The sequence below is a fragment of the Rheinheimera sp. 4Y26 genome (assembly GCF_025245835.1).
Classification (GTDB): Bacteria; Pseudomonadota; Gammaproteobacteria; order Enterobacterales; family Alteromonadaceae; genus Pararheinheimera.
Genome location: NZ_JAOBWS010000001.1, coordinates 846,645 through 867,921, shown reverse-complemented (window position 1 = coordinate 867,921; position 21,277 = coordinate 846,645). Strand labels below are relative to the sequence as shown.

Below are 21,277 nucleotides of genomic sequence, written 5' to 3'. Positions count from 1 at the left end.
GCACAAATTTAACGCTGGCCGGGCACAAGATACCCGGCCACCAAAAGATGCCACAGGAATAAATAAAGATGAGCAGCAAGCATAGTTTTCAATACAGTCGCGTGAACCTGGGTGTGCTTTTGGCTTTAGCCACCAGCGCTGCCGTAGTTTTGATGCCCGCCTCTGCTACCGAAACAACCCAGGCCGAAGCCGCGCCGGTTGCACTGCAACCGCTGGCCGAGCAGGTTGAACGTATTAATGTGTCAGGCCGCTTATTAAGTTCAGCCGCCGCTACCGCTGAAGAGCGCCGCCAGCAACCTTATGTGGCCGAACTTTTAGGTATGGAACAAATTTCCCGTGCCGGTGACAGCAACGCCGCCAGTGCGCTGCGCCGCGTCACAGGCCTTACTCTGGTGAAAGACAAATTTATTTATGTGCGTGGTTTAGGCGAGCGTTATTCGTCCACCTTACTCAACGGCGCTCAGGTGCCAAGCCCGGATCCAACCCGCAACGTGGTGCCGCTGGATATGTTCCCGGCCGGTATTATTGAAAGTATGGTGGTACAAAAAGCCTATTCACCGGAACTGCCGGCCGCCTTTGGTGGCGGTAATGTCAATATCCGCACTGTCAGCATTCCGCGCGAAGAAATTTTTAGCTTTTCTATTGGCACCGGCTACAACAGCTTAAGCTCAGACGACGGCCTGGATTACGCCGGTGGCTCAGACGACTGGCGCGGCAAAGACGACGGCACCCGCAGTTTATCAGCAGGCCTGAAACAGGCACTGGACCAATACGGCTCGCTGGATGTGGTAAAAATTGCCCAGGGCCTGGGCGGTGTAACACCGCAGAACCTTGCCAAAGCCGAAGCCATTAACCGCAGCCTGGGCCTTGAACTGAACCGCGACATGACCTTCAGACAAAAAAGCATTGGCCCTGAATATGACGGCAGCCTGTCTTATGGCAACAGATTTGACATAGGCCAGAGTGTATTTGGCCTGATGGCGGGCATCAGCTACGACAAATCTGCAGAAAACTTTAAAGAGCAGGAACGTTATTATTCCATCAGCTCGGGCAGCAATTTAACGCCACTGAACCGCTACGACGATATCCGCGGCACCGAACATCAGGTAAAAATGTCGGGCATGCTGAACTTTGGTCTGGAATGGGATGAAAACCACAGATTTGAAACTTCCAGCATTTATCTGGCCGACACCAAAGATGAGCTGAAAGTAAAAATCGGTGATTCGATTGAAACCATCAACGAACAAAACCGCGAAAACGAAGATTATTCAGTGTTATACGAAGAGCGCACCATGCTGACCAATCAAGTACGTGGCCGCCATACCCTGACTTTCCTCAATGATTTAGCCTTCGACTGGCAATACACAGACGCCAAAGCCGAACGTGACGCGCCCAATGAAGTGGAATACCGTTACGTACGCCAGCTGGCCAACGACGGCACGCTGCAAAACCGTACCATGCGCCGCAGCGACAACGCCGCTATTTATCAGTTTGGCAGCCTGGAAGATAACACCGAAAACGCCAGCTGGAATGCCAAATATCCCATGACTTTGGGAGACACTGAGCTGACCCTGAGCACTGGTTATGCCTATTTTGAGCGCCAGCGTAACGCCAGCACCAACAGATTTAAAATGGATACCCGCGGTTTTAGCAACGAAGCGCTGAGCCAGAGTTATCACGAGATTTTCTCCGACGCCAATATTAACGACCCGGCGAAGAAGTTTTTATTATCTGATGTAACAGCACAGGCCGACGATTATGTAGCGGCCCAGCAAACAGACGCCGCTTACGTGGGCATGGAAGCCACTTACGACATGACCTGGCGCGTGAACGCCGGCGTGCGCTACGAGGATTTCCGTCAGGTGTCTATTCCGCTGAACCCGGCCACAGGCGCCATTGAAGGCAATCTGACTGACTTCCCGCGCCAGGAAGACGACCTCTACCCTTCGCTGGCCGTAACCTGGATGCAGTCGGAAGAAAACCAATACCGTTTTGGTTTTTCTGAAACCGTAGTGCGGCCGGATTTACGTGAAGTGACGCCTGTACTTTTTATCGACCCTATTACCGACTTTAAAGTGATTGGTTTTTCCGGCTTAAAAAGCACCAGCATCAGCGCTTACGACTTACGCTGGGAGCAATACCTCGACAGCGGCAGCAACTACAGCCTGGGGGTATTTTATAAAGACTTAACCAACCCGATTGAAGCGGTGGAACTGAAAGGCTCAGACGGTAACCTGTTGATGTCCTTCAGAAATGCACTGGGCGGTGAAGTGTACGGTGTGGAAGCTGAAGCTTTGCAAAAACTCGATATGTTTGAAGGCAGTTTTGGCGAGCTGATGGATAACTTCTTTGTGGTCAGTAACTTCACCTACAGCGAATCCGAAATTGAAATTGAATCGCTCGGTGAAACTAACCTGACCAACCTGAAGCGCCCGCTGACCGGCCACAGCAAATATGTAGTGAATATGCAGCTGGGTTTTGACTCCGACAACGAAGCCCATACTGCCACTTTAACCTACAACGTGTTTGGCAAGCGCATTGCTTTTGCCGGCATCGACGGCAAAGACGACGCCTACGAGCAGCCATTCCACTCACTGGATTTTGTGTACTCTTACAATGTGTTGCCAGAAGGCACCATTAAAGTGTCTGCAAAAAACCTGCTGAATAAAGACGTGGAAATTCTGCAACAAGGCGAAATTTTACAACGCCGCGAGCAAGGGCGCAGTGTGGGGTTAAGTTATAGCCAAAGGTTTTGATGCTTTTGCAGCATTAAGCGGCAGTAACTGAATAACAAGCCCTGGCGAAAGCCGGGGCTTTTTTATTGCTGTCGTCGCAAAGGGCGCTGAATGCTGCCTAAGCGACTGAGTTTTTTATGATGCCTGCGGTATGGCTGTTTTATTTGATACCTGCGGCATGGCGCGTATGCCGGGTCTTGCACTAGCAGTGTCAGCTACACCTAACCTCTGGGTATTATTGATTTGTTTTATGCCTGCGGCATGGGGGTATTTGATGCCTGCGGCATGGCGCTAATGCCGGGTCTCGCCCCGGCGGGCGAGTCTCTTTCTTTGCTGACAAAGAAAGAGACGCAAAGAAATCACCCCGAGATCGCTCGAAAGCCCGCTGTTTTGACCAATTTTGAGGCGCCGCCAAAACTCGCGGGGTGCTAGCGTCACCCCGCTCAAACAGTTGTCGGCTTAAAACCTCAAAACCGGCCAAAACAACGGCTCGCTTGACGGGGTTAAGAGTGGGAGGTGATTGAAGTTTTTCTGGTTTAAATGAATTGCGGAATTAACGCCCGACCTTGGGGCGCGTGCTTTTTGCGCGTCCCGCCACACTTTTCAGTGGCCTCAACGGCCGCTTGTTATGTGCGTACTTTTCCAAGATTTTCGCCTAGTTCGTAAATCGCAGCCTTCAAAACCTGAAGGCATAGTTTCGCCGTATGTTCAGTTGGGCTAAACCCAGAACTCATTTGCTGAAATGGGTGTATATAGTTCCGAAAATCTCGGAGCGTATGGCTAAATCTTTGTGTGTCGTGCTGAACAATACGGAGTTCATGCGCGACATCTATGAAAGCGCTGAGCGTCCACTCGTGGAATTGCTTGACCTTGCCCGCCCCGTCCTTCGGGGCTGCTTTTGCCAAGTTGAACGATCTTGGGTGATTGTTAGCCACGCCCAATAACGCGCCTTCCAGTGTGCTTCCGGCCATTAGGATTACGGCCAAATATGCTTTTCCGAAGAAACACTTCTCAATTTCTCTAATCCGTTGGTCGAGAACCCCGCTCACGGTGCCTTCTAGTCCGAGCTTGGATACAGATACGCGGGTAAATTCACGCCTTAGGAATTCGTCTTCTGTTTCAGCCTTGACATCTGGTGTTGGTTCGTCAATTTCGACTTTCTCGAGTCTTTGGAAATTGATATCCGCACCATTACGGACAACTTTCCATTTGTCAAAGGTGAGGAATTGATTGAAAGAGGTAATATGCGCGTCTAAATTAGCCAATTTCCCGATAAAATTCGCTGGATTAAAAACAGCCCTAATGCACTTATCGAGTTCGAGCGATCCATTTATTTCTTCTAAGCGCTGGTCTGTGTACATCCAACGTGAAGGGAATCCTTGGCCATACGAATCTTGGAAGCCCAAATTATTGAAAAACTGCACGAGTTTTGGGCCTGAACGGTATTCGGTCTCCTCATTGATAAGTTCGCGCAATTTTTCCAAGGACTTCGAACTTAGATTCATGTAGCTACCATTGTTCCAAAACACACATAATGACCCGCCTAAACGGCAAGCAACTTGTTGCGAGTCCAGCGGCTGAAGGCCGCTTTGTTTAAGGCCTTGTTATGCCTGATTGCCAATCATTCTTTCTGATTCGTGCTTTGTCATTAATTTATTTAGTGGCATTTGCCTGTTAAGCATCACATCAACAGTCGTCGATTTTTTGTTTTTAATGAATTCATCTAATTTTTTAATGGCAGCCGAGTCGAACACCAATTCATGTGACTGTGATTCTGGATTTTCTTTTCCTTCAATCCAGTACATGAAGTTAAAGGTGTAAACCCCCTCTTCGAACAATAATTTCTCTTGGTTTTCCATATCCCAATTGTACCTAATTGTTTTCTGGATTGAACTTTTACCTAGTATCGGAAGTGCGTATGCAATGTCTCGCATTTTCCATGAATTCGACGATGAGTCGAACTCGGAGTACTGTTTTCCAAAAATGACATATCGCTTCTGATCGTTTTTTTTCAGGAATATCTCAACAGCTGTTTTCTTTACGACTGAAGATCTGACTGTTTTGTTGAAAAATGAAACAGGGACATAGATTCCTGTTGATATTCCTTTTGCGTAATCACCGTTAAAAACCTTGATATACGGACCTATATTTGCGACAACATTTGGCCCGGCTAACTGTGAGAAGTATAGCGTCGCAAAAGATATAGCTAAGCTGAGTGAGGCTATAGCTATGCTAATAGTTGTGAGTTGTTCTTGAGTCATGATGATCTCTTTAAATGTGAGGCATAACAATTTAATAGAAGGTGGAGCGCTCGCAAGTCGGACATTTTCCTGCCTTCTTTTCTGATTTTTACTCATATCAAGCTAAAGCCTAAGTTACTATTTTTCAACTTATTTTTCTAAATCTGATAAATACTGACTTCACAAAATGCATACACTTGGTATGCAAGTTGTGCGGAAAAAACTCATGACAAACAACTGGCTATTTGTTCAGTCGTTATGTGATGTTTTAGTCTGGGGCGAGTGAAGCACAGTGGAGTAGCGTTTTTTAGCTTTTGATATGTCAGATAAAGCCAATCTCAATTTCAGTGCTTTTCCTCCCCGTTTTGCCGAGCCGATAAAAATTGAAAGTTTGAGGTTTTAAGACGCCAACTGTTTGAGGCAAGCGACGGTAGCGCTTGCTGCCCCGTGGTTTTAAAAAGCAGGCGGCGCCTCAAACTTTTGATTTTTAGCGGGCTTTCGAAGGCACACCGGGGTGATTTCTTTGCGTCTCTTTCTTTGTCAGCAAAGAAAGAGACTCGCCCGCCGGGGCGAAACCCGGCATAAGTGCCATGCCGCAGGCATCAGCAAAACCGACTGGTATGCAGCCTGTGCCGCTAAACAGCAGTGTCACCTCTGTGGTTGAACTAAAGTGCCACCTCTATCCAGGCACTAACCTTTGGCCTGTGAAGGCAAATCCCCCGCCATATGCATCAAGGCTTAGCCTGTGCCAACTGCTACAAGCAGCCATCAGCTGGTATTTCCAGCTTGACGGCAACCAGCCGCCTTCTTATGATCGCCGCAACTTTTTATTCAGAGACCCATGCCTTGGACATACCCAGTCGAATTTTTTGGTTTTAACTGACTCCTGTCCGAGCCATCACGCGGCCTGACCGGGGCGCGTGAGCTTTTTTCTTCTCACATCAAAATCACTACCGGGTTTGTCCAGCTGAGTCTGCTTTGGCAGGAGAAGGCCATGCTCAGAATTTTTAACCTGCAACAACAGCGTTTACAACGGCTTGAATTACAACAACATGCCGACGTGTCACAGGCTATCTGGCTGGATTTACAGGAGCCGGACTTGCAGGAGCGGCAGTTTGTCAACGACCAGTTTGGACAGCAACTGGCGGAAAAGCTGGAGCTGGATGACATTGAAGCGTCGGCGCGTTTTTTTGAAGACGAAGACGGCCTGCATATTCACTCCTTGTTTTTTTATCAGGAAGCTTTAGCAGGCACTACTACTGTGGCTTTTACCATCCGCGACGGACGGCTTTTTACCTTACGTGAACGTGAGTTGCCGGTGTTCCGGCTGTACCGCATGCGCGCGCGTAACCATTTATTGTCGGTGGGCAATGCTTATGAGCTGCTGCTGGATCTATTTGAAATTAAAATTGAGCAACTGGCAGATACTATTGAAGAAATCTCGCTGGCGCTTGAAGTCATCAGCCAGGTGATTTTAAAAGGCAAACAGGATGAGGCCTTTAAACACAGTTTGTCGCGCTTAACTGAGCTTGAGGATATGAGCTGGAAAGTGCGGCTTTGCCTGATGGATACCCAGCGTGCGGTGAGTTTTTTGCTGCGTAAAGCCCGTTTGCCGGTAGATCAGCTGGAGCAGGCGCGGGATGTATTGCGTGACGTCGAATCGTTATTGCCACACAACGAGTCGTTTTCACAAAGGGTGAACTTTTTACTGCAGTCGGCCATGGGTTTTATCAATATTGAACAAAACCGCATTATTAAAATTTTCTCTGTGGTGTCGGTGATTTTCCTGCCGCCCACCCTGGTGGCCAGCAGTTATGGCATGAACTTTCAGTTTATGCCGGAGCTCAACTGGCAATTTGGTTACCCGCTGGCTATTGGTCTGATGTTAATGGCCGGTCTGGCACCTTATTTGTTTTTTAAACGCAAAGGTTGGCTGTAAAGCGCCGCGGCAGCCATTTATCCAACAAAAAACCCCACGTTGCAGTGGGGTTTTGTTTTTCGCTGAATACAGCAGCGCTGAATTAAAATTTGTGCTCTAAACCAATGGCCAGATAATCGCTGTCGGCTTTGTTGTCAAAATCAAAGCTGGAGTACCAGGCGAATAACTTGGTGTCCTTACCCAGTTTATAGTCGGCCCCCAGACTGTAGCCTTCATGCTCTTCCAGTGTCTGGAACTGTGCTTTTAATTCATATTTTTCAATTGGATAAGCAACGTTTGCCAGCCAACCGTCATCTTTGGCACCACCGGCCACAGGTTCCTGCTGCTGCACACCTGCGCCCAGTTTAAAACCGGCCAGTTTGGTTTGTACAAAAGCACGGCTGGTGTCATAACCGCTGATATCGTTGTCCATTGCGATTGATGCAAAAATGGCGCTGTCTTTTAAACCATCATCACCATACATCAGCGCCACCGACTGACCATCCTGGCCTTTAGCTGAGTCTTCCATTACATGGCTCACCTGCAGCGAAAAACCATTAAAAGACGGGCTGACGTAAGCTAAAGAATTGCTCATGCGGTTTTCACCACGCCACAGGGTTTTAATGTCGGCTTCGTAGTCGTTAAATAAATCCATTTTGCCTTGAGACAGCTTCAGCGCTGTGTCGTTACGGCCGGCTTTAATGGTACCGAAGCTGCCTTTAATACCAATAAACTGGTCGCGGGCTTTGATATTTTTTTCGTTGGCTTCATCAGATGGGTCTACTTCCCACTCCAGCTGATACACCAGCGTCAGTTCGCCATCCAGCGCATAATCACCTTTTAAGCCAAAACGGGAGGCGTTGCTTTTTAACTCACTGAACGAACCTTCGCCTTCATCGGAGTTTTGGGCTGTGACGTTAATTTTGCCGTACACCGTCAGTGGGTCGGCCTGTAATGGCAACGACAAACCAGACAACAGCGCAAGTAACAGCGTGTTTTTCACAAAGGCATTTTTAGCAAAGGCGTTTTTAGCAAAGGCGTTGTGGGCGAACATAAGTAAATCCTTCTCAGCATTGAGGAAAAAGGTTCGACAGCTTAAACCCGTTGAGTATAACTGTTCAGGTTAAAATTCAAGGGCGAAACCGGCAACAGTGCGGAAATTTTCCGCTTTAGCACAGTTAAGTGTCTGTAAAATGACAATTTAGCGTCATTATCATGTCGTTCGGATGGCTATTTTATGGCTTTTATATGACAGCAATATGACAAAGCAGCGCAGACCAGTGTTAATCCTCTTTGTGATGATGGCAGCAGGCAAAGCTGCTGCCATCCACAACAATCAGGGCTGCACCGGATTGGGTAACACTTTGCATGCGCCAAGGCGCTGCGCCTTATCAAAGTCGATGCCGGAGGCCAGAATGCGCTGTGGCGGCACAAACTGTGTCGAGGCAAAACTTTGTGCAAGGCGCTCGTCGGCATATCTCAGTTGGGCTAAATCCAACATGGTGTGAAAAGTCTGACTGGTGATTAAAGGCACGTCACGCCGCTGCTGCAGCAACTGCGTTTGCTGTGGGTACTTTGCCTTAAACTCCGCCGAGCCCCACCACAAGGCCGCTACTCTGTAGTCAAACTCAGTGTTGTGGCCGTGGCCGCTTTTATCACAGTCGCCGTCAAACAAATTTTCACCATGATCCGACACCAGCAACAGGCTGCTGATGGCCTGTTGTTTTTCCAGCTGACGAATCAGGTTAAACAGCAAATAATCGGTATAAGCCACTGTATTGTCATAAGCATTATTCAGTTTTTCTTTATTGGCTCTGTCGTGCATGCCAAGCGCCTCGCCTTTACCTGAGGGCTGAAATAAATCAAAACTGTCGGGGTAACGGTCGGAATAACTAAAATGGCTGCCCAGGGTATGCAAGACAATCAGCTGTTTAGCTTCGCCTTTTTCCAGCACCCGCGAAAAAGCGCCCACCAGCACATCATCGTAAAAACCTTCTTTTTTATAACCCACCGGATTTAAATATTGCACTTCATCCGCTTCACTGGCGTGTAACGCCACCGAGCTGTCGTGTACACCGAGCGGGCTTTGGGTAGATAACCAGGCTGTGGCAAAACCTGCTTCTTTAAAGGCCGCCACCACAGAAGTCTCCCGCGAGAAATAACTGTGATCCTGCGCCGACTTACGCGACAAAATCACCGGCACCGACATCCGGGTCCAGGCCCAGGGGCTGACCATATTGGTAAAACTGACCACGTCGCCAAGGCCTGCCAACCTTGGTGTTGTAGCGCGCGGATAACCGTTTAACTGCAGCCGGTCCGGCCTTAGGGTTTCCCCAATCACCAGCACATAAATCTGCCGCTCTGCCGTATTCTGTGGCTGGCTGGTGCCAAACCGAAAATCGGCCACTGTGGCGGCCACTTCGGCCAGTGCAGCCTTTTGCACTCTGAATTCATTGGCGGCCAGCAGTAAGTTCAGCGGATAACTCTGATGATACAAATTATGGCTATTGGGCAAAGGTCGTTTGGACAACTCAGTTTCAGTGGCATTACGGCCTTCTTTCACCGGGTATAACTCGCGATACACCAACTCCTGCTGATACAACCAGCCAAGCCAACATAAAGTCAGCAGCCAAACCAGAGGCCGGCCATAACGGGGCCACTGCAGCGCCTGTACTTTACAGACTGCACTGGCGACAGCCACCAGCATCAATACCAGCAGAATGGCCGGCAAAATCAGCCAGCCCAGCCCCGACAAATAACCGGCTGCTTCGGCCAAATCAGTTTCGGCAATAATGGCCATGGCATGGGCGTCTGTCACTTTTTGATAAGTCGACAGATAAAACAGCTCCTGCGGCGCCAGCAAGGCAAAAGGCAACCAAAACCAGATACCGGTTGCAAAATTGCGGCTCACCGACAGCAGCAACAACAGCAATAACAGCGCAGGTAACAGCCCTTGTTGCACAAAAACTGGCAACGTGGTTTTGTGCAGCAACAGATACAGCTGGGGGGATAAAATCAGCAGCACTAACAACAGCAACGTCAGTGGCAAGGTCATACGATGTTTTAGCAATAAATTCATAAATTCTTCTGAGTCACCTGTCCCGATCCTGACCAGAACCAGGCCTGAGGCTGGCTGATGTGATAAGCACTAAAAGTGCTATCCCGCCGGCTTTTGCCGGACTATTGCACTGGCCTGGTACTTTTGTTGTGCACTGAGCCGGCACGAAGTCCGGGCTTTCATTTGTAAATTCAGATCGTTAATTCTGCGCCTGTTCTGACAGGCTCTGATGATGCCGTTTTCGTTAGCATATTTCTGCAAAACTGCACTGGTATTTTGTCATATTTTTATAGTATGGTGCTGCGGTATCTAAAAAAAGGCCGGCAAGGGCGCCACAGCTTACGCCTGCTGCGCTGGCGCGCTGCGAATTCAGCCGCTGTCTGCCCGGCCCCTGACATCCTAAAGGAATAATTATGCTCGCTAAGCCAGTCCCGTTAAGCAATGAAACTCACAAAGACTTAAAAATATTACCAAAATTTTCATTAGAAGCCGTTAATGGCCGCAATGTGGCGCCACTGATGCTGCAGGAGTTTGTTGCTGCTGCACCTTTTTTCCCGATTTTTTTCTTAAAAAACCAGGACAATAGCGGTTATAACGCTGTTGCAGTGTATGGCTTAAAAGAAGAGCAAAACCTGTTTGTTGAAAACGAGACCTACACCGGCGGTTATCTGCCTGCTTCTATCCGCACTTACCCATTCACACTGGCGCAAGCTGCTGATGATCAACTGGTACTTTGTGTCAACGAACAAGCAGACAACGTCAGCCGCACCGAAGGTCAGGCCATGTTCAACGAAGATGGCAGCAATACTGAGTTTTTCGACGGTGTAAATAAGTTTTTCCGCGATTATATCGACTCCAACACTGTCAGCCGTAATATCGTGAAACAGATGGAAGAAATGGACTTATTTAAAGCGGATGGCCTGCAATACACAGACGCCGCCGGCAATCAGCACCGTTTAGATGGTTTTTTTGTGATTGACCGTGAAAAGTTTGAAGCCCTGAGCGATGAAAAATTCCTGTCGCTGCGTAAATTTGGTGTATTACCCGCTATTTACGCACACTTCAGCTCGCTGGACCGCATTGGTGCCTTAATTCAAAAGCTGCCGGTGACCGCAGCTTAAGCTGTTACATTTAAGCGCAGTGAGCATGTTGTATTCACACTGCGCTGACAAAACCATTAAAAAACCACCATCAGGTGGTTTTTTAATGGTTGTTTTGCGAAGAGATTTTTGAAACTACATGGCGGTCAGCACAAACGCTGGCCTTGTTGGCGCTGATACATCAGCTGATCGGCCCGGCTTAATAAATGCTCCAGACTCGGCCCCTGATCCGGCAAATAATGCACTGCAGCCACACTAAACTGCAGCGGACTACTCCAGCTTTCCTGACTTTGCTGCAACTGAGTGCTCTGACGTAACCTGTCCACTATCTGCTCGGCCTGCTGCGCGTTGCTGTTGGCCACCAGCACGGCAAATTCATCATCACCCAAACGGCCTATCACATCACTGCCTCTGAAAGTTTGTTTCAGCAACCGGGAAAAACGCATCAACGCCCTGTCACCTTCGGCTTCACCATAAGCATGATTTAGTGTGGAAAAACCATCTAAATCAAAATACAACAACACAGCAGGCAACCCCTGGCGCTCACTGCTATTGAGCAGTAACCTGGCCATGGTTTCAAAACCCCTTCTGTTCACCAGACTGGTTAAGTCGTCAATAATGGCCAGCTGACAGGAAGCCATTTCCTGCTCTGTTAACAGCGCCAGATCTCTAAGCGCAGCTAAGTCATCAGCCGAAATTTCCCGGGGTATTTTGTCCATCAAACATAAGGTGCCAATTTTGCAGCCATTAAAAGCCCGCAACGGTACGCCAACATAACAGCGGATGCCATCGGCCCCCTGCACCAACGGATGGTCAAAGAAGTAGGGATGATGGCGGGTATCCTGGATCACTAAAGCCTCATCGCCCAAAATGGTGTGACCACAAAAGGAACTTTGCCGCGCACTGCCGGATAAATTGCAACCCTGTGCCGCCAATACGCGGATTTGCTCGGCATCCACCAGATGAATGGCGCACATCGGCATTTGTAATAAGCGCCTGCCAAGCCGGATCAAGCGGTTAAACTGCTCGCTACCACGGCAATTCAGTAATTGTGAAGTGTGTAAAGTGGCAAGCCGCATCGGCTCATTGTCGGGGATAGTGGCATGATACATAGCGTGTGACTCCTTGTGTTGCTCTCAGGTGTCACGCGTGCAATCAGGTCTTCTCTACCACAGGTGAAAACCACAGCTCAACTGACGCATGTCTTTATCTGACTGCAAAGTTGTAGTGCAGGTTCAATTTACCGGCAAAACAGCCAAAACGTCGTCAGGCAGCGCTATCACGAAAAATTGACGCTGCGAACTGGCACTGGCTTTGCTAACGAATATCAGCGCAGTTTTGTGGCGCAAAGGCTGCAACAACGAAGGCCTGCATAAGGGAGTTCAGATGAAAATCCGTTTCAAACTACTGATATTACTGGTGTTTTACTGTAGCAGCCAGAGTGTGGCGGCACCGGCGCCCTGGTATTTATGGCAAAGCAAAATAACAGGGGGTGTCATTTGTGCCCAGCACAGCCCGGGAGAAGGCTGGTTACAGCTGGCGGGCAGGTTCCCAAGTGCGGGTCAGTGTAAACAGGCAAACCGCCAGAGTGCAAAACCCCTTGAGCAAAAGCGGCCGGCTTAAAGAAAACAGCATAAAAGGCAGAGGCTGAACACCTCAGCCTGGTTGCAACATGGCCTTAAACCCCTGCAATGCAATAGCGGCCACTTGCTGTAATCGCTCAGCACTGGCGCCACTTGCAGCCTGAATCGACATGCCCTGGATTTGCACTACCAGATAACTTGCCAGCGCGCCACAGTCGGCGTCGGCCGGCAACTCGCCTGCGGCTTTGGCCTGTTCCAGCCTTTGCTGCAACTGCAGCTCGCCGTTACGGCGCTTTTCTATCAGCGCCTGTTTCACATTATTGGCGCTGTCGCTGCACGACAAAGCGCCCTGCACCACCACACAACCTTTGGGATGACTTGGATCGGCATTGGCAGCAGCAGCGCCAAACAGCATATGCTCAGCCACCTGATAAGCGGTTGGCTGTAATAAAGCGGGTTTAAAAAAAGCACAAGGGCGGTTTTCATAAAGCTCGACCGCCTTTAAAAACAACTGCTCTTTATTGCCAAAAGCGGCATATAAACTGGGTTTGTTAATGCCCATGGCTTCGGTGAGATCCGGCAGCGACGCGCCTTCATACCCCTTTTCCCAGAACACTTCGAGGGCTTTTTGCAAAGCTTTATCCAGGTCAAATGCGCGTGGGCGTCCTACCTGAGTCTGGCTGTCTGACATCACAAAACTCCTCAATAACCATAACTACAACAAGGTAATTTAATGCCGACAGAGTAAACAGCTTTACAAGCCTTGTAAAGTCAGCGATACCTACCAACCGGTACAGAAATATTGCCAGCAGTGGCAGAAGCGCCAAGACCCGCCATGAACTATAAGGCATTTCAGACAGTTATAGCTCCAGGCTTCAGACTGTCGGTTTTTAATAGAACCAAATTGCATTGTGCTTAGCAGAAAATCGTCTTTAGTTTTTTACCGATTAGTACAAATAAAGGTTGACTGCAAAACAACATCCTATATATTTACCGACCAGTACAATATACCAGTCAGTACAGAATTCAGCAATCTGAAGTGATTGCTGCCTGCTCAGCTTATAAGGACCTTGTTATGCGCAAATTACATCCGGCCAGAAACTTTTTGCTCGCCAGCCTCACGGCGGCGGTTATTGCTGCCTGCAGCCAACCTGAAGCGGCGCCACCGGCAGCGTCACAGGCTGGCCCTGCTGTTGATGTGGCCACTGTGGTGCAGCAGCGCATTACCGAATGGGACGAATTTACCGGCCGCCTGCAGGCGCCACAAACTGTGGCTTTAGTGCCGCGGGTATCAGGTTATCTGACCCAGGTACTGTTTCAGGAAGGCCAACTGGTGCAACAGGGCGACCTGTTATTTCAGATTGATGACCGTGCTTTTGTCGCTGAAGTCAAACGGCTGAGCGCCGAGTTCACAGCGGCTAAAAGTCAGCTGCAGCTGGCAAAAAATGACTTAAAACGCGCCGAACAATTACGTAAGCAAAACGCTATTGCCGAAGAGCTGCTGGACGCCCGCCGCGCGCGAATGGAACAAAGTGCAGCCCAACTGGCAGCCGTCAGCGCCGCTCTGGATAAAGCACAACTGGATTTATCCCACAGTAAAGTGACAGCCCCGATCAGCGGCAGAGTGTCTAATGCACTGATCACCAGCGGCAACTTTGTGCATGCCGGTCAAAGCCAGCTCACCACTATTGTATCTACCGACAAAATTTATGCGTATTTTGACGCTGACGAACAAAGTTACCTGAAATATGTGGCGCTGGCCGCTAAAGGCGAACGCGCCGACAGCCGAGCGCCAATTCCGGTACAGATGGCGCTGGCGTCCGACAATAACTACCGCTTTAGTGGCGAGCTGGATTTTCTCGATAACAGCATCAACCCGCAAACCGGCACCATCCGCGCCCGAGCTGTGTTTGATAACAAAGATAACCTGTTGATCCCGGGGCTTTTTGCCAATATCAAACTGATGGGCAGTGCCAGTTACAAAGGCATCTTGATCGATGACAAAGCTGTAGGCACCGATCTGAATAACAAGTATGTGCTGGTGGTAGACGACAAACAGCAGCTGCAATACCGCGCTGTGACTTTAGGCGAAAAAATCGGTGGCCTGCGCATTATCAAACAAGGGCTGACCGCCAATGAAACTATCGTCGTCAACGGCCTGCAGCGGGTACGCCCGACCATGCAAATCACACCTAACCCTGTGGCTATGACATCCGCTGAAACCTTGCAGGCGCTAAAAACCACGCAGCACCAATTGGACGAGACCACAGCTCAGTTGTTAGCACCAACACCTGCGCTGACCGCCCAGCAGGAAAAACAGCCAGCCTCTGCCGGCGCTGCTGATCACAGCAAAGCCAGCCAAAGCAGCAACAGCCGCGGTTAAGGAGCCCTTATGCTTTCGCAATTTTTTATTAAAAGACCGATTTTTGCCGCTGTATTGTCGCTGCTGTTTTTTATCAGTGGCGCCATTGCCGTGTGGCAACTGCCTATTACCGAATATCCTGAAGTAGTGCCGCCCACAGTAGTGGTTACCGCCAACTACCCTGGCGCTAACCCAAAAGTCATCGCCGACACAGTTGCCTCGCCACTGGAGCAGGAAATTAACGGTGTGGAGAACATGTTGTATATGTCATCCCAGGCCACTTCTGATGGCCGCATGACCTTAACCATTACTTTTGCCATTGGCACCGATGTTGACCGCGCTCAGACACAAGTGCAAAGCCGGGTCGACCGCGCCAAACCAAGGTTGCCACAAGAAGTGCAGCGCCTGGGGATTGTCACCGAAAAATCCTCGCCGGATTTAACCATGGTGGTGCATTTAACCTCGCCCGATAACCGCTACGACATGTTGTATTTGTCCAACTATGCGGCGCAAAACGTCAAAGACGAGCTGGCCCGTATTGAAGGTGTTGGTGCGGTGCGGTTATTTGGTGCCGGTGAATACAGCCTGCGCGTGTGGCTGGACCCACATAAAGTGTCGGCGCTGAGCCTGACACCACAACAGATAGTGGCCGCTATTCGTGAACAAAACCAACAGGCAGCGGCCGGCAGTTTAGGTGCGCAGCCTTCAGGCGAAAGCGATTTTCAGCTCCTGATCAACGTCAAAGGCCGGCTGACTTCGGTCGAAGAATTTGGTGACATCATTATTAAAGTGGGTGCTCAGGGTGAAATCAGCCGGCTCAAAGATGTGGCCAGGTTAGAACTGGGTGCCAGCACTTATGCGCTGAAATCTTTATTGGATAATAAAGACGCTGTGGCTATTCCGGTGTTTCAGGCCTCTGGCTCGAATGCCATTCAAATCTCGGATGATGTGCGCGCCAAAATGGCGGAACTGTCAAAAAGTTTCCCGCAGGGTTTAAATTACGACATCGTGTACGACCCAACGGTTTTTGTGCGTGGCTCTATTGAAGCTGTGGTAAAAACCCTGCTCGAAGCTGTGCTGTTGGTGGTGCTGGTGGTGGTGTTATTCCTGCAAACCTGGCGTGCTTCTATTATTCCGCTGGTGGCAGTGCCGGTGTCGCTGGTCGGTACCTTTGCTTTTATGCACTTAATGGGTTTTTCGCTCAACGCCTTAAGTTTATTTGGTTTGGTACTGGCCATTGGTATTGTGGTGGACGACGCCATAGTGGTGGTGGAAAACGTTGAGCGCAATATTGCCGATGGTTTAAGCCCGCTTGCAGCCACACAAAAAGCGATGAAAGAAGTGACAGGCCCCATTGTTGCCACCACGCTGGTATTGGCAGCGGTGTTTATTCCTACTGCTTTTATGACAGGTTTAACCGGTCAGTTTTATAAGCAGTTTGCGCTCACTATCACTATTTCGACCTTTATCTCGGCCCTAAACTCCTTAACTTTAAGCCCGGCGCTTTCAGCCTTGTTGCTCAAAGCACATGACGCCCCGAAAGACAAACTGACCCGCGTGATGGACAAAGCCCTGGGCGGCTGGTTGTTCCAGCCATTTAACCGCGCTTTTCAAAAAGCCTCAGCTGGCTACGGTTTACTGGTGCGTAAAGTGATTCGTTTTGGCGCTCTGGTTGGCATTATCTACATTGGTATGCTGGGCTTAACCGCAGGCTTATTTCACAGCACGCCCACAGGTTATGTGCCAGGTCAGGACAAACAATATCTGGTGGCTTTTGCCCAGTTGCCGGATGCGGCGTCTTTAGAGCGCACTGAAGCTGTGATCAAAGAAATGTCGCGTATTGCGCTGGAACACCCTGGTGTTGCCAACTCAGTGGCTTTTCCTGGCCTTAGCATCAATGGTTTTACCAATAGCCCCAATAGCGGCATTGTGTTTACGCCACTGAAAGACTTTGATGAGCGCCAAAGCCCGGAGCTTGCTGCCAATGCGATAGCCGCAGATTTAAATGCCAAATTTGCCGGTATTCAGGACGCTTTTATTGCAATATTCCCGCCGCCGCCGGTGCAGGGTTTAGGCACCATTGGTGGCTTCCGGCTGCAAATTCAGGACAGAGCCAACTTAGGTTATGTCGAACTTGCTAAAGTGACGCAACAAGTGATGATGAAAGCCTGGCAAACGCCTGAATTGGCTGGGGTTTTCTCAAGCTATCAGGTAAATGTGCCGCAGCTGGATTTAGACGTAGACCGCACTAAAGCCTTAGCCCAGGGCGTTTCTTTAGACACCTTATTCCAGACCTTGCAGGGTTATTTAGGCACCACCTATGCCAATGACTTTAACCAGTTTGGCCGCACCTATCAGGTGAATGTGCAGGCTGATGAAAGCTTCCGGCAAGATCCATCGCAAATCGCAGCACTGAAAGTTGTGAATAATCAAGGTGATATGATACCGCTGGGTTCATTTGTGAAGGTTGCACACAGCGCTGGCCCGGACCGCGTGATGCACTACAACGGTTACACCACAGCTGAAATTAACGGTGGCCCGGCGCCAGGCTTTAGCTCAGGCGAAGCACAAGCCGCTATTGAAAAAATTCTGGCCGAAACTCTGCCAGCCGGTATGACCTACGAGTGGACAGAACTGTCTTATCAGCAAATTCTGGCCGGTAATGCCGAATATCTGGTGTTCCCGCTGGTGGTGCTGCTGGTGTTTATGGTGCTGGCCGCCCAATACGAAAGTTTAAGCCTGCCACTGGCCATTATTCTGATTGTGCCTATGACCTTACTTTCTGCTATCAGCGGTGTGCTGCTGTACGGCGGTGACAACAATATTTTCACCCAGATTGGCCTGATAGTGCTGGTTGGCCTTGCCACTAAAAACGCCATTTTGATGGTGGAATTTGCCAAGGAAAAGCAAGACCACGGCATGGCACCGCTGGCGGCCATTTTAGAAGCGGCGCGCTTAAGACTGCGCCCCATTCTGATGACGTCCATCGCTTTTATTATGGGTGTGGTGCCTATGGTGTTCTCCACCGGCGCTGGTGCTGAAATGCGTCAGGCCATGGGTGTGGCGGTGTTTGCCGGCATGATTGGCGTCACTATCTTTGGTCTGATTTTAACGCCACTGTTTTATTATGTGCTGGCCAAAAGAGCCGGGCGCACCACTGCAGCCACCGCGCAGGAGCTGACTCATGGCTAAGCTTTTTAATACAAAATTCAACACAAATTTTAATATGGCAAGCAATAACCTGCTGCCAAAACCCCGTTTGGCGCTGCTGGCTTTTGTGGTCAGCGCGCTACTGGGTTGTGCCGCAGTTGGCCCTGATTATCAGGCGCCAACCTCGCTCAACGTCAGCATGGAGATGCCTGAAGTGGGAAGCAACTTGGCGCTTCCTGACAGCGCCACTTTATGGTGGCAAAAGTTTCAGGACCAGGAGCTTAACCGGCTTATCCAAATTGCAATTGAGCAAAACCAGCAGCTGGCCAAAGCAGAGGCGAATGTGGCCAGGGCTTATGCGGTATTTGCCGACAGCGACGACAATCTCTGGCCAAAAGCGGCAATTGACAGCAGCCAGCAAAACAGCCGCACACCGGCTGAAGTGGCTGGCAGCGCCAATAGTGTGGATGGCAAAGCACAATATAACCGCAGCTCACAACTGCGCGGCAGCTTCAGCTGGGACTTAGATTTAGCCGGCAAATTAAAACGCGCCAGCGAAGCGGCCAATGCCAGAGCGGAAAGTGCCGTATTTGCCTGGCAGGATGCCCAAATCAGTATTATTGCCCAGGTGGCACAAAGTTATGGTGATTACCGCGGCGCAGAACTGCGCCTGGCGGTTGCCCGGCAAAACCTCACCAATATGCAGCAAACTGAGCAGCTGATTTTGGCCAGACGCGACGCTGGTATGGCATCAGATTTAGAGCTGGCCCGCATTAAAGCGCAGCTTTATCAGCTGGAAGCCAGTTTGCCACAGTTTGAAACCGATAAAAGCCGCGCTTTTACTACCCTGGCGGCACTTGTGGGTTTCAGCCCGCAGCAGCTGCAATTACCACAAATTGCAGCAGGCAAACAGGCTTTGCCTGAGCTGAAACAGCCACAAGCCGTAGCAGTCAGCAAAGATCTGCTGCGACACAGGCCAGATATAGCGCAGGCGGAGCGGCAATTAGCCGCCAGCACTGCCGAGATTGGCGTTGCCACCGCAGATCTGTATCCCAATGTCTCGGTCAGCGGCTTTTTGGGTTTTATCTCAGCGCCGGGTTTAACTTTGGGCAGCGATCAACGCGCCTGGAGTGTGGCGCCAAGTTTAAGTTGGCAAGGTGCCGACTGGACTTCAGTGCAAGCAAGAATTAAAGGCGCCAAAGCCAGTGAACAAATGGCGCTGGCTGAATTTCGCCAGCAAGTGCTGGACGCGCTTCGCGATATGCAATTTAGCCTGGAAAGTTACAACTTAAGCCGGCGTCAGCAACTGATCCAGCAGCAACAAGTGGCGGCCACCAGCACTGCTGTTGCGCTTTCCAAAGCCAGGTTTGAAGCAGGCAATGCCGATTTTCTGGAGTTATTGGATGCAGAACGTGAGTTATTGGCGGCGCGGGATGAACAAGCCAGATTAAGTCAGCAGAATTTTCAGCTGTTGGTGGCTTTGTATCGCAGCTTTGCCGGAGGTATTGATTTAACTTAACTTTTTATTGCCCGGGTTCAGGCCGGGCTTAAATTCCTGCTTTGGAAAATATCAGTCTGGTGTTCCTGCCCGGGGTTCCTGTCCCACCCCAGCCAACATCTGCAGCGGTAAGTTTTGCTGCAGAGGCTGATATTTTCCGCTTTTTTTATCGGGAAAAATGCCGGTTATTACTGGCTATTTGCTGCCGTTTGCAACCATTTACCACAAAACAGCGCTTTTGGCTCAGGCAAATTGCAGACCAGCCGCAGCCGTATTACGACGACGATAAGAAGGATGCACCAAAGGTGATGCCGCAGACACCTGATATCTGTGACTGAAAAACTCCAGTACAGAGTCTGCACTTAACCGGCGGTACGCCAGTTTATGCTCCAGCACTACAGCTTCAGCTAATAACTGCAAAGTTTCCTGCAGCGACACGCCTGTTGGTTTTGGCATTTTATACAAACTAAACAAGTAGTTAATCGCCAGTGATGCGTAAGAGGTTTCAGCTTTTTTGCTGACCAGACCAAGTTCATGCAAACGAATGCCTATTTCGCGAATTTTTTGCAGGCGTTGATGTTCTTGCATGATGTAGTCCCGTAACTGATTCCTGATACTTTTATATCGGGCGCCCACGGAAAAACTTGAGATTTGTTTTGACTAAAACAACAAAAAGGCTAAGCCCGCAAAGCGGCACCAGCAACAGACAACAGGCTACTCCCCTTGCCAGCCTTGGCTTGCCGGCGTTTGTTGCTCACAAATGCAGCAGAAAAAACTCAGGGGCAAAGTTGCGCCCGGGGCAGTCAGCAACAGCTCAGGTTAAAACAGTAGTGTTGTAATTTTCAGCAGTGGAGTAAAAAACACAGACTAAAACAGGGGCCACATCAGCAGTTTATTGTCTGTTTTACCTGTTCTTTAGCAAAAACACCATCAACAGGGCTAAAAGTGATGTTTAGCCTTGTTGACGGCTCTGTGACGGCAGCTAAAACAACTGCGGAGATTGGAAAATTAACGTGCCTGACGGTGTAAATTTAACTGCTGACTTTGCTCTTTGCTTAACACCAGCACCATAGTGCCGGAGAGTTGGTCCTGCAGCGCCAGTTTTTGTTTCCAGCGCAGCAGCAGCCACAAATTGCCAAGGCCACCCAATGAAGTAAATAAACGGATCAGCGCTTGTTTAAAGGTGACGGGCTGGCCATTTTGCTGCACCAGCAACAACCGCCAGGCACGCATGCCCAGGGTTTGGCCGGCTTTACACCAGAAATACAGGTAAAACCACAACACCCAAAACAGCAGATACAACTGAAACCAAATGGCATGGCGCTGAATATATTCAGCAGCGTCCTGATAACCCACCAGCGATAATAAACCGGCTTTTTCCAGGCCAGCCACCAGCGCCAGCGCCAGCAACATCGCCAGCATTAACAACGCAATCAACGTCATAAAATCATACAGCAGCACGCCTAATCTGCGCACCAGCCCCGCCCTTGGCGTATCTGCAAACATCATCTGAACTCTCGTTTTTCATGCCGGGCGAAATTTTTTGTCTGGGCCCAACTTATTCTGGCCAGCACTTCGCCGGCCCAAGCCGGAAAAACCGCAGTTTAACATGGCCAAGCGCAGCAACAACAGC

General features: G+C 49.8%; 15 protein-coding genes. 7 read left to right on the top strand and 8 right to left on the bottom strand.

Features of this window, described 5'->3' with window-relative positions; all coding sequences use genetic code 11:
- Window positions 1–68: 68 nt before the first annotated feature.
- Window positions 69–2,756, top strand: a complete 2,688-nt coding sequence (locus tag N3Z11_RS03635; RefSeq protein WP_260655778.1) for a TonB-dependent receptor domain-containing protein — start codon at window positions 69–71, stop codon at window positions 2,754–2,756.
- A gap of 605 nt (window positions 2,757–3,361) precedes the next feature.
- Here N3Z11_RS03635 and N3Z11_RS03630 read toward each other — a convergent pair.
- The gene (locus N3Z11_RS03630; protein ID WP_260655777.1) at window positions 3,362–4,240 is read right to left on the bottom strand and encodes a hypothetical protein; all 879 of its coding nucleotides are present in this window, start codon (window positions 4,238–4,240) and stop codon (window positions 3,362–3,364) included.
- 99 nt (window positions 4,241–4,339) lie between these two features.
- Entirely contained in the window at window positions 4,340–4,996 is a 657-nt protein-coding gene (locus tag N3Z11_RS03625; protein WP_260655776.1) for a hypothetical protein, read from the bottom strand.
- A gap of 973 nt (window positions 4,997–5,969) precedes the next feature.
- Here N3Z11_RS03625 and corA point away from each other — a divergent pair.
- On the top strand, window positions 5,970–6,914 hold the full coding sequence (gene corA / locus N3Z11_RS03620; protein ID WP_260655775.1) for a magnesium/cobalt transporter CorA: 945 nt from the start codon (window positions 5,970–5,972) through the stop codon (window positions 6,912–6,914).
- An 82-nt stretch (window positions 6,915–6,996) separates the two neighbouring features.
- On the opposite strand, the gene N3Z11_RS03615 is transcribed toward corA, so the two are convergent.
- Window positions 6,997–7,947 (bottom strand): porin, encoded by a 951-nt coding sequence (locus N3Z11_RS03615; RefSeq protein WP_260655774.1) that lies wholly within the window; start codon window positions 7,945–7,947, stop codon window positions 6,997–6,999.
- A 282-nt stretch (window positions 7,948–8,229) separates the two neighbouring features.
- Window positions 8,230–9,972 carry a phosphoethanolamine transferase gene (locus tag N3Z11_RS03610; protein ID WP_260655773.1) on the bottom strand — a complete coding sequence of 581 codons (1,743 nt, stop codon included), beginning with the start codon at window positions 9,970–9,972 and terminating at the stop codon, window positions 8,230–8,232.
- Window positions 9,973–10,364: 392 nt separating this feature from the next.
- On the opposite strand from N3Z11_RS03610, the gene N3Z11_RS03605 reads away from it, so the two are divergent.
- On the top strand, window positions 10,365–11,072 hold the full coding sequence (locus N3Z11_RS03605) for a SapC family protein (RefSeq protein ID WP_260655772.1): 708 nt from the start codon (window positions 10,365–10,367) through the stop codon (window positions 11,070–11,072).
- A gap of 125 nt (window positions 11,073–11,197) precedes the next feature.
- Here the strand turns inward: N3Z11_RS03605 and N3Z11_RS03600 are convergent, their stop codons facing one another.
- Window positions 11,198–12,163, bottom strand: a complete 966-nt coding sequence (locus N3Z11_RS03600) for a sensor domain-containing diguanylate cyclase (RefSeq protein ID WP_260655771.1) — start codon at window positions 12,161–12,163, stop codon at window positions 11,198–11,200.
- A 274-nt stretch (window positions 12,164–12,437) separates the two neighbouring features.
- Between N3Z11_RS03600 and N3Z11_RS03595 the strand changes: the two genes are divergently transcribed.
- Window positions 12,438–12,674: a hypothetical protein gene (locus tag N3Z11_RS03595; protein ID WP_260655770.1), complete on the top strand. Its 237-nt coding sequence runs from the start codon at window positions 12,438–12,440 to the stop codon at window positions 12,672–12,674.
- A gap of 33 nt (window positions 12,675–12,707) precedes the next feature.
- Here the strand turns inward: N3Z11_RS03595 and N3Z11_RS03590 are convergent, their stop codons facing one another.
- Window positions 12,708–13,325, bottom strand: a complete 618-nt coding sequence (locus tag N3Z11_RS03590) for a TetR/AcrR family transcriptional regulator (RefSeq protein WP_260655769.1) — start codon at window positions 13,323–13,325, stop codon at window positions 12,708–12,710.
- Between the two features lie 384 nt (window positions 13,326–13,709).
- Here N3Z11_RS03590 and N3Z11_RS03585 point away from each other — a divergent pair, with 384 nt between their 5' ends.
- From N3Z11_RS03585 to N3Z11_RS03575, 3 genes are read left to right on the top strand one after another with little or no spacing between them, the layout of a single operon-like run.
- On the top strand, window positions 13,710–15,017 hold the full coding sequence (locus N3Z11_RS03585; protein ID WP_260655768.1) for an efflux RND transporter periplasmic adaptor subunit: 1,308 nt from the start codon (window positions 13,710–13,712) through the stop codon (window positions 15,015–15,017).
- A 9-nt stretch (window positions 15,018–15,026) separates the two neighbouring features.
- The gene (locus N3Z11_RS03580) at window positions 15,027–18,188 is read left to right on the top strand and encodes an efflux RND transporter permease subunit (RefSeq protein WP_260655767.1); all 3,162 of its coding nucleotides are present in this window, start codon (window positions 15,027–15,029) and stop codon (window positions 18,186–18,188) included.
- Window positions 18,181–19,665, top strand: coding sequence for an efflux transporter outer membrane subunit (locus tag N3Z11_RS03575; protein WP_260655766.1), 1,485 nt, complete (start codon window positions 18,181–18,183; stop codon window positions 19,663–19,665). The genes N3Z11_RS03580 and N3Z11_RS03575 overlap by 8 nt, the downstream gene beginning before the upstream one ends.
- 222 nt (window positions 19,666–19,887) lie before the next feature.
- Here N3Z11_RS03575 and N3Z11_RS03570 read toward each other — a convergent pair whose 3' ends face one another.
- Both N3Z11_RS03570 and N3Z11_RS03565 read right to left on the bottom strand, forming a co-directional pair.
- On the bottom strand, window positions 19,888–20,232 hold the full coding sequence (locus N3Z11_RS03570; RefSeq protein ID WP_260655765.1) for a hypothetical protein: 345 nt from the start codon (window positions 20,230–20,232) through the stop codon (window positions 19,888–19,890).
- 420 nt (window positions 20,233–20,652) lie between these two features.
- A complete protein-coding gene (locus tag N3Z11_RS03565; protein ID WP_260655764.1) occupies window positions 20,653–21,153 on the bottom strand; it encodes an RDD family protein in 501 nt (166 codons plus the stop codon).
- Between the last annotated feature and the right edge of the window lie 124 nt (window positions 21,154–21,277).